This is a genomic window from Sphingopyxis sp. (assembly GCF_016463645.1).
GTDB lineage: Bacteria > Pseudomonadota > Alphaproteobacteria > Sphingomonadales > Sphingomonadaceae > Sphingopyxis.
The window spans coordinates 1-8,321 of the sequence record NZ_JAEMQX010000145.1 but is presented as its reverse complement, the minus strand read 5'-3'; the positions used below and the strand labels follow the sequence as shown (position 1 = coordinate 8,321).

The 8,321-nt window shown below is 64.8% G+C and carries 9 protein-coding genes; 3 read left to right on the top strand and 6 right to left on the bottom strand.

Features of this window, described 5'->3' with window-relative positions:
* Positions 1 to 42 precede the first annotated feature (42 nt).
* Both JHC57_RS19385 and JHC57_RS19380 read left to right on the top strand, forming a co-directional pair.
* The gene (locus JHC57_RS19385; RefSeq protein ID WP_294032183.1) at positions 43 to 576 is read left to right on the top strand and encodes an SRPBCC family protein; all 534 of its coding nucleotides are present in this window, start codon (positions 43 to 45) and stop codon (positions 574 to 576) included.
* Positions 577 to 694: 118 nt separating this feature from the next.
* Positions 695 to 1,729: an acyl-CoA thioester hydrolase/BAAT C-terminal domain-containing protein gene (locus tag JHC57_RS19380; protein WP_294032181.1), complete on the top strand. Its 1,035-nt coding sequence runs from the start codon at positions 695 to 697 to the stop codon at positions 1,727 to 1,729.
* A 66-nt stretch (positions 1,730 to 1,795) separates the two neighbouring features.
* Here JHC57_RS19380 and pnp read toward each other — a convergent pair whose 3' ends face one another.
* The 6 genes from pnp to JHC57_RS19350 form a co-directional block, all read right to left on the bottom strand.
* On the bottom strand, positions 1,796 to 4,102 hold the full coding sequence (gene pnp / locus JHC57_RS19375; protein WP_294032180.1) for a polyribonucleotide nucleotidyltransferase: 2,307 nt from the start codon (positions 4,100 to 4,102) through the stop codon (positions 1,796 to 1,798).
* Positions 4,103 to 4,293: 191 nt separating this feature from the next.
* The gene (gene rpsO / locus JHC57_RS19370; protein ID WP_037554459.1) at positions 4,294 to 4,563 is read right to left on the bottom strand and encodes a 30S ribosomal protein S15; all 270 of its coding nucleotides are present in this window, start codon (positions 4,561 to 4,563) and stop codon (positions 4,294 to 4,296) included.
* Positions 4,564 to 4,590: 27 nt separating this feature from the next.
* Entirely contained in the window at positions 4,591 to 5,484 is an 894-nt protein-coding gene (truB, locus tag JHC57_RS19365) for a tRNA pseudouridine(55) synthase TruB (protein ID WP_294032177.1), read from the bottom strand.
* 84 nt (positions 5,485 to 5,568) lie between these two features.
* A complete protein-coding gene (locus tag JHC57_RS19360; protein ID WP_294032175.1) occupies positions 5,569 to 6,051 on the bottom strand; it encodes a DUF6491 family protein in 483 nt (160 codons plus the stop codon).
* Between the two features lie 20 nt (positions 6,052 to 6,071).
* Entirely contained in the window at positions 6,072 to 6,620 is a 549-nt protein-coding gene (locus tag JHC57_RS19355) for a GNAT family protein (protein WP_294032174.1), read from the bottom strand.
* Positions 6,613 to 7,215 (bottom strand): thymidine kinase, encoded by a 603-nt coding sequence (locus tag JHC57_RS19350; protein ID WP_294032172.1) that lies wholly within the window; start codon positions 7,213 to 7,215, stop codon positions 6,613 to 6,615. Before JHC57_RS19350 ends, JHC57_RS19355 begins: the two co-directional genes overlap by 8 nt.
* A gap of 115 nt (positions 7,216 to 7,330) precedes the next feature.
* Between JHC57_RS19350 and JHC57_RS19345 the strand changes: the two genes are divergently transcribed.
* Positions 7,331 to 8,321: wax ester/triacylglycerol synthase domain-containing protein (locus JHC57_RS19345; protein ID WP_294032169.1), on the top strand; the 991-nt coding region annotated here is incomplete at its 3' end.

Sequence of the window (8,321 nt, the reverse complement as noted above, 5' to 3'; positions counted from 1 at the left end):
CTCCCCCCAAGACCCCCTCCCCGGGAAAGAAGGAGAATGACGATGACCACGACGCTTGATCAAGGCCGTTACGGCCTGCTTACCGAACCCGCGACACTGACGATCACCCGCCTGCTTCCCGGCCCCGTCGGCCGGATCTGGGCCTATCTCATCGACGGCGACCTCCGTCGCCAATGGCTCGCGGCGGGCGCGATGGAGGAAAAGGTCGGCGCACCGGTCGAACTCGTCTGGCGCAACGACGAACTCACCGATCCGCCGGGCACCCGCCCCGACGGTTTCGGTGACGAGCACCGGATGACGTGCGAAGTCGTCGCGATCGACGCGCCGCGCCTGCTCTCGATCAGTTGGGGCAGCACCGGCGGCGTGACCTTCACGCTCGAGGAAAAGGGCGACGAGGTGCTGCTGACCATCGTCCACAAACGCATCGAGGATCCCGAGGTGCGGCTCAACGTCAGCGCCGGCTGGCACGCCCATCTCGATGTACTCGAAGCGCGCGCCCGCGGGACAGCGGCGGCGCCGCACTGGGACAATTGGACCCGGCTGCGCAGCGAATATGCCGAGCGGCTGTTCGGCTGACGTTCCGGACCGACGGCAACGCACGGGGCGCGAGGCGACTCGCGCCCCGTGCGTTGCCCTTGCGCAAACCCTAACTGCCCTATATCACTAACACAGTTCGGTAGCGGGGAGGGCGGCCATGAAGCGCAGGTGGAAAATTGCCTTGGGTGTGCTCGGCGCGCTGGTCGTGGTCGGCGGCGGCGGCTTTGCTTATATGCTAACCCGGCCGCCCCCGCCCGCGAAGATCGCCGACGCCGGCCCGACCGGGCAGCGGATCGCGGGCGGCGGCATTTTCGCCAACTATTACCCCGCATCCGGCACCGGCCCGCATCCGGCAATTCTGCTGCTCGGCGGCTCCGAGGGCGGGCTCGCCAGCGACGTTCGCGCGCAGGCGCTGCTGCTGCAGGCCGAGGGTTTTGGCGTCCTCCAGCTCGCCTATCACAATGCGCCGGGCAAGCCGGCGAAGCTCAAGAATATCCCGATCGAGGATTTCACCCGCGGGCTCGACTGGCTGAAGAAGCAGCCCGGCATCGACCCGGCGCGGATCGGCATCGTCGGCTATTCGAAGGGGGCCGAGGCGGGGCTGCTCGTCGCGACGCGCTATCCCGGCATCCGCGCCGTCGCGCTCGGCATGCCGTCGAGCGTCGTCTGGGACGGAATGAGCGGCGAGAATTACATGCTCGGCTCGTTCAGTTCGTCGTGGAGCGCAAAGGGTGAGCCGGTCCCGCACCTCGCCTACAAGGGGCGCCCCGACGACCGCGGGCTGATGGCCGTGTTCGAGGGCGGGCTGAAGGAACTCGACGAGAATCCGGCCGCGATCATCCCGGTCGAACGATACAAGGGCAGGCTGCTGCTCGTGTGCGGCGAGTCCGAGAAGCTCTGGCCGAGCTGCCCGATGACCGACCAGATCGTCGCGCGCGCGGCAAGGCAGGGCGGGGCAGCACCGATCGTGCTTCGCTACAAGGATGCCGGTCATGCCGTTATGGGAGCATCCTTTGCCGATGCGGCCGCCGCGAAGAAATGGAGCAAGCTCGGCGGAACGGCGGAAGGAAATGCCGCCGCGCGTGCCGACAGCTGGCCGAAGATCGTGGCATTTTTGAAGGCCGGGATCGCGGCCAACCGCCAGGACCCGAAGCTGCCCTACCATCCGCTGTCGGAAACGACCGCTCACTAACCCCGAAGCAGATAAAAAAGGGGCCGCCTTTCGGCAGCCCCTTCCCTGTTCCGGTCGCGGAAGGCCTTAGTCCTTCAGGAAGTCGGGCACATGGCCCTGATCTTCCGGACCGTCTTCCGAGCGTTCGCGGCGCGGGCCGCGGTCGCCACGGCCTTCGCCGTCGCGGCGCGGGCCACGGTCGCGGCCGCCACGGCCACGGTCACCGCCGTCACGGCGCGGGCCGCGGTCGCCGCGCGGTTCGCGGGGTTCGCGTGCCGGGCGCGTGTCTTCCAGCTCTTCGCCGGTTTCCTGATCGACGACGCGCATCGACAGGCGCACCTTGCCGCGCGGATCGATCTCGAGAACCTTGACCTTGACTTCCTGGCCTTCGCTGAGGACGTCGGCGACCTTTTCCACGCGCTCGTTCCTGATTTCGCTGACGTGGACGAGGCCGTCCTTGCCGCCCATGAAATTCACGAACGCCCCGAAATCGACGAGATTGACGACCTTGCCGTCATAGATCTTGCCGACTTCGGCTTCCTCGACGATGCCGGCGATCCACTTGCGTGCGGCTTCGATCTGGGTGAGGTCGCTCGACGAGATCTTGATCAGGCCCTCGTCGTCGATGTCGACTTTGGCGCCGGTGGTCGCGACGATCTCGCGGATGACCTTGCCGCCGGTGCCGATGACGTCGCGGATCTTCGCCTTGTCGATCTGCATCGTCTCGATGCGCGGCGCGTGCGCCGACAGTTCGCTGCGGGTTTCGCCGAGCGCCTTGTTCATCTCGCCGAGGATGTGCGCGCGGCCTTCCTTGGCCTGGTTCAGCGCGGCTTCGAAGATCTCGCGCGTGATGCCCGCGATCTTGATGTCCATCTGCATTGTGGTGATGCCTTCGGACGTGCCCGCAACCTTGAAGTCCATGTCGCCGAGGTGATCCTCGTCGCCGAGGATGTCGCTGAGGATCGCATAATCCTTGCCTTCGAGGATCAGGCCCATCGCGATGCCCGAGACGGGACGCTTGATCGGCACGCCGGCGTCCATCATCGCGAGCGACCCGCCGCAGACCGACGCCATCGACGACGAGCCGTTCGACTCGGTGATGTCGCTGGTGAGGCGGATCGTGTAGGGGAACTCGTCCTTCGTCGGCAGCACGGGGTGCAGCGCACGCCATGCCAGCTTGCCATGGCCGACTTCGCGGCGGCCCGGCGCGCCGAAGCGACCGACTTCACCGACCGAATAGGGCGGGAAGTTATAGTGCAGCATGAAATGCTGGTACGACAGGCCGTTGAGGCCGTCGATCATCTGCTCCGCATCCTTGGTGCCCAGCGTCGCGGTGGCGATCGTCTGCGTCTCGCCGCGGGTGAACAGCGCCGAGCCGTGCGCGCGGGGCAGGAAGTGCGTTTCGGCGACGATCGGACGGATCTGCGTCGTCGTGCGGCCGTCGATGCGTTTGCCATCCTTGAGGATGGCGGTGCGGACGATTTCGGCTTCGAGCTTCTTGGTCAGCTTGATGCCGGCCATGACGTCCTGCGGCGACAGACCGTCGGCGACGAACGATTCCTTCGCCTTCGCGCGCGCTTCGTTGAGCGCGTTCGAGCGGGCCGACTTGTCGGTCAGCTTGTAGGCGGCGGCGATGTCCTTGCCGATCAGCTTCTTGAGCTTGTCCTTGATCGCGGCATTGTCGTCGCCGGCGGCGACTTCCCACGGATCCTTCGCAGCCTGTTCGGCGAGCTTGACGATCGCCTTGACGACTTCCTTGCACGCGTCGTGCGCGAACAGGACGGCGCCGAGCATGACCTCTTCCGACAGCTCATTGGCTTCGGATTCGACCATCATCACCGCGTCGTAGGTGGCGGCAACGACGAGGTCGAGGTCGCCCTCGGCGACCTGCTCGTCGGTCGGGTTGAGAATATACTCGCCATCGACATAACCGACGCGCGCGGCGCCGATCGGGCCCATGAAGGGCACGCCCGAGATCGTCAGCGCGGCCGACGCGGCGACCATCGCGAGGATGTCGGGCTCATTGTGGCCGTCATAGCTCAGAACCTGCGCAATGGCGTTGATTTCGTTGTAAAAACCTTCGGGGAACAGCGGGCGGATCGGACGGTCGATCAGGCGGCTGACGAGCGTTTCCTTTTCGGTCGCGCCGCGTTCGCGCTTGAAGAAGCCGCCCGGAATGCGGCCGGCGGCCGAATATTTTTCCTGATAGTGGACGGTGAGCGGGAAGAAGTCCTGCCCGTCCTTCACCGACTTCGCGGCGGTCACGGCGCACAGGACGACCGTTTCGCCCAGCGTCGCCATCACGGCGCCGTCGGCCTGGCGGGCAACCTTGCCCGTTTCGAGCGTCAGCGTTTCACCGCCCCACTCGATCGATACTTTTTTCACGTCAAACATGTGGTTTCCTTCGCCCGCCGGGCCCTATGCCGGGCGGGGCCTCTGATTCCGGGCAATCCGGCCCGGGGCGGTTCAGGGCGTCTGTCTGCCCCATGGCGGTCCCGCCGGATGCGGGAGCGGCCCTGTGGCCCGGCACATTGCACGGGACCAATATGACAGCGGCCCCGGAAATCCGGGGCCGCCAGAAATTCTTACTTGCGAAGACCCAGCTTCGCGATCAGCGCCGAATAGCGGGCCTCGTCCTTCTTCTTCAGATAGTCGAGGAGGCTGCGGCGCTTGTTGACCATCATGAGGAGGCCGCGGCGGCTGTGGTTGTCCTTGTGGTGCGCCTTGAAATGCTCGGTCAGCGTGTTGATGCGATCGGTGAGGATCGCAACCTGGACTTCCGGCGAACCGGTGTCGCCCTTTTCGCGGGCATTGTCCTTGATGACTTCGGCTTTGCGTTCGGCGGTAATCGACATATTCAAACTTCCTTCGAACATCCTTGTTTAAACGTTGAAGCCCCGGACGACTTTCAGCGTTCCCGCCAAAGCCTCGATCAGGGCGACGGGACGCATGTCGCTGTCCCTTCCCCAATAGAGCCCGTCTTCCGTGCTACCCCCGGTCCAGACGCGACCCTGACGGATCGCCCCTGCCGCTTCCGGGGAAAGGTTCAGAGCCGGGATGTCGACCAGCCCTGCCTCGAGCGGCAGAAATATTTCTGATTGGGCGGCCCCTTGGCCGAAAGCGTTCAATTTGTCCAGCGAAATCGCCTGTTCGAGCGTGAAGGGCCCCGCCCTCGTCCGGCGGAGCATCGTGACATGCCCGACGCTGCCGACCGCGCGCGCGATGTCGCGTGCGAGGCTGCGGATATAGGTGCCTTTGGAGACGTGGGCGGAGAGCGTCACGTTTTCGATCGGCCCCTCCTCCGCGGCATGCAGATCGAGCGCGTAGATCGTGACGCTTCGGGCCTTCATCTCGACATCTTCGCCCTTGCGCGCGCGGTCGTACGCGCGCTGGCCGTCGATCTTGATCGCCGAATAGGCCGGCGGAACCTGATCGATCGGACCAGTGAAGCGCGGCAGTACCGCCTCGATTTCCGCGAGCGTCGGCCGCACATCGCTCGTCGCAATCACTTCGCCCTCGGCATCGAGCCCGGCCGTCTCTGTCCCGAACTGCACAGTGAAATCATAGATCTTGCTTGCGTCGAGCATCCGTCCGCAAAGCTTGGTCGCCTCGCCGAGCGCGATCGGCAGCACGCCCGAGGCGAGGGGATCGAGCGTCCCGCCATGGCCGACCTTGACCTTGCCCAGCCCCGCTTCACGGCACACGCGCTTCACCGCGCCGACCGCCTGCGTCGAGCCGAGCCCCACGGGTTTGTCGAGAATGATCCAGCCGTTCATTCCGCGCCGCTAGAGCATTTTCAACTCGGGTGGAACCTGACGGTTCGTAAAATGCGGCAGACAAATATCGCGGGCGAGCTGCTGTTAATCCCGGGCGGCCTTTTCTGCTTCGCGGGCAGCCCTTTCGGCTTCGCGGGCTGCCTTCAACTCTGCCTTTGTTGGCGGCGGCGCCGACGTCACGAACGAGCTGAACGGACAGCTGTCGCCCCGAACGATAATCGATGCGAGGCGATCAAGACGTCCGGCACCGCGGGTTTCGACGGCGAATGCATGCGCAAAGCCAAGGCTGGGGCAAGTGCCGATGAACGTCCCGTAATACCAGTTGCGCCGGCGATCCTCGATCCAGATGCCCCGATCGCGATCGGCCTTCCAGCTTCGAATCGAACTGTTGCTCGGAAAAACTATGCTCGATTCAACGCCGAGAGCGCGTGGCTCCTCGGCCATTGCCGAAGAGAAAGGGAGCAACAGTGCAGTCAGCGAGAGCGCGAGTGTCGGTTTCATGTCATGCCTTTCGACCGGAATGTCCTTACCGATGTTCAGGATAGCAGATCCTGGCTGAACCCGCACTTGTCAGAAAGCCATGAAGCTCAGGTGGCCGGACTCCTGTGCCACTCGTCCGCAAGCAGCGACCAGAGCCCGGTGTCGCGCACATATCCCGTCCATGTGATGCGCTCCGAACGCAGGACGCCCTCCTTGGTGCATCCGAGCTTGGCGACCGCAGCCTGGCTGCGCTTGTTCCGCTCGTCGATGCGAAACTCGATACGGCGGATGCCGGCCGCGAAGGCATGATCGATCATCAGCTTCTTGAGACGTCCGTTGAGGCCCGTGCCGCGAGCATCGGGATGGATATAGCTGTTGCCGATCTCGACCGTCTGCGCACTCACGTCCGGGCGAAGCCAGGCGGTCATGCCGACGAGCCGGTCGCCGTCGACGATCGCATAGGGCATGCGGGCCTTGCCGCCGATCAGCGTGTCGAAGCTCTTGTCGAAATGATCGGGATCGAAGCTCGACGAATAGATCGACCAGATGTCGGCGTCGGCGGCGCAGACGGCACGCAGCGCCTCGCGATGCTCCTCCGTGAGCCTGACGAGACGGAGATCGCCATCGGCGAGTTCGGTATAGAGACGGTCAAGCATCGGCGAGCGCCGTCGTGGCTTCGCGCCGCTTCGCCATGAAATGCCGCCGGCACATCGCGACATAACGGTCGTTGCCCCCGATCTCGGTCTGCGCGCCCTCGACGACCGCGCGTCCCTGTTCGTCGACGCGAAGATTCATCGTCGCCTTGCGCCCGCATTCGCATACGGCCTTGAGTTCGACGAGCGCGTCGGCGATGCCGAGCAACGCCGCCGATCCGGGGAAAAGCTCGGCCGAAAAATCGGTGCGGAGGCCATAGCAGAGCGCCGGAATATCGAGCTCATCGGCGAGCCGGGCCAGCTGCAGCACCTGCTCGCGCGACAGGAACTGCGCTTCATCGACGAGCACACAAGCAAGCGGGCGCTGGCGGTTCTCGTCGCTTACCGCGGCAAACATGTCGCTGTCGGGGTCGAATTTATGCGCTTCAGCCATCAACCCGATGCGGCTCGTCACTTGCCCCGCCCCGTAACGATCGTCGAGCGCCGCAGTCCACAGCATCGTCTCCATGCCGCGCTCGCGATAGTTGAAATCCGCCTGCAGCAGCGTCGTCGATTTGCCCGCATTCATGCTGGCATAATAGAAATAGAGCTTGGCCATCGGGCGGCGATACCGCGTTCGCCGCTTTCCGCCAATGGGGCGCAGCTTGACTCCCCTCCCGCCGCTGTCATGCTGCGCATCAAAAGATGCAGCATAAACAGTGGGGAGAGCTGCGATGCGCCTGATGCCGGTGACCGACGCGATGTTCCTGTGGGGGGAAAGCCGCGAAATGCCGATGCATATCGGCGGCATCAATCTCTATACTTTGCCCGAAGGCGCCGACGAGACCGAATGGCTGAACGAGCAGCTTGCGCTGCTCCGCCAGTCCGAGGGGCTGCGGCGGCCGTTCAGCGAGGTGCTGAAACTGACCCCGCTCGGCCAATATGGCCCGATCCGCCTCGAACCCGACCGCGACATCGACATGCATTACCATGTACGCGCCGCCGCGCTGCCCAAGCCCGGCCGTTACCGCGAGATGTTCGAACTCGCCTCGCGGCTTCATTCGGGCCTGCTCGACCGGACCCGGCCGCTCTGGGAGATCACGCTGATCTCGGGCCTGCCGAACCGGCAGATCGCAACCTTCAAGAAGGTCCACCACGCGCTGATGGACGGCGCGGCGAGCATCCATTTCTACAATTCGATGCTGTCGGCGGATCCCGGGGAGCGTCGCGCCGCCTCGCCGCTCTCGGTCGAGGCCTATGAAGCCTACAAGCGTCTTTTCCCGCCGCCGAAGAAGCCCGCGCGCCCGAACCTCACCGACATCAAGGCGATCGGCGATTTCCTGAAGGAGCAATGGGGCAACAGCGTCGGCGTGACCAAGGCGATGAACCAGTATCTCGCGGCGATGTTCGGCATCGGCGGCGACGGGCTGGTCACGCCCTTCGCCGGCGTTCCGCGCACCAGCTTCAACCGCAACATCACCGGCGCGCGCCGTTTCGTCGCGCAAAGCTGGTCGCTGGAACGGGTCAGGGCGATGGGCAAGGCCTATGACGGGACGATCAACGACGCGGTGCTCGGCATGTGCGCGGGCGCGATGCGCAAATATCTGCAGTCACTGAACGAGCTGCCCGACAAGCCACTCAAGGCCATGGCGCCGGTGTCGATCCGGCCGAAGGACGATATCGATTCGGGCAATTCGGTCGCGTCGGTGACCGCGAACCTCGCGA

Coding starts and splice junctions, on each gene's coding strand:
- rpsO (WP_037554459.1), bottom strand. CDS start 4,563: ATGTCGATTACCGCCGAACGCAAAGCCGAAGTCATCAAGGACAATGCC.
- JHC57_RS19355 (WP_294032174.1), bottom strand. CDS start 6,620: ATGCTTGACCGTCTCTATACCGAACTCGCCGATGGCGATCTCCGTCTC.
- JHC57_RS19385 (WP_294032183.1), top strand. CDS start 43: ATGACCACGACGCTTGATCAAGGCCGTTACGGCCTGCTTACCGAACCC.
- JHC57_RS19380 (WP_294032181.1), top strand. CDS start 695: ATGAAGCGCAGGTGGAAAATTGCCTTGGGTGTGCTCGGCGCGCTGGTC.
- truB (WP_294032177.1), bottom strand. CDS start 5,484: ATGAACGGCTGGATCATTCTCGACAAACCCGTGGGGCTCGGCTCGACG.
- pnp (WP_294032180.1), bottom strand. CDS start 4,102: ATGTTTGACGTGAAAAAAGTATCGATCGAGTGGGGCGGTGAAACGCTG.
- JHC57_RS19350 (WP_294032172.1), bottom strand. CDS start 7,215: ATGGCCAAGCTCTATTTCTATTATGCCAGCATGAATGCGGGCAAATCG.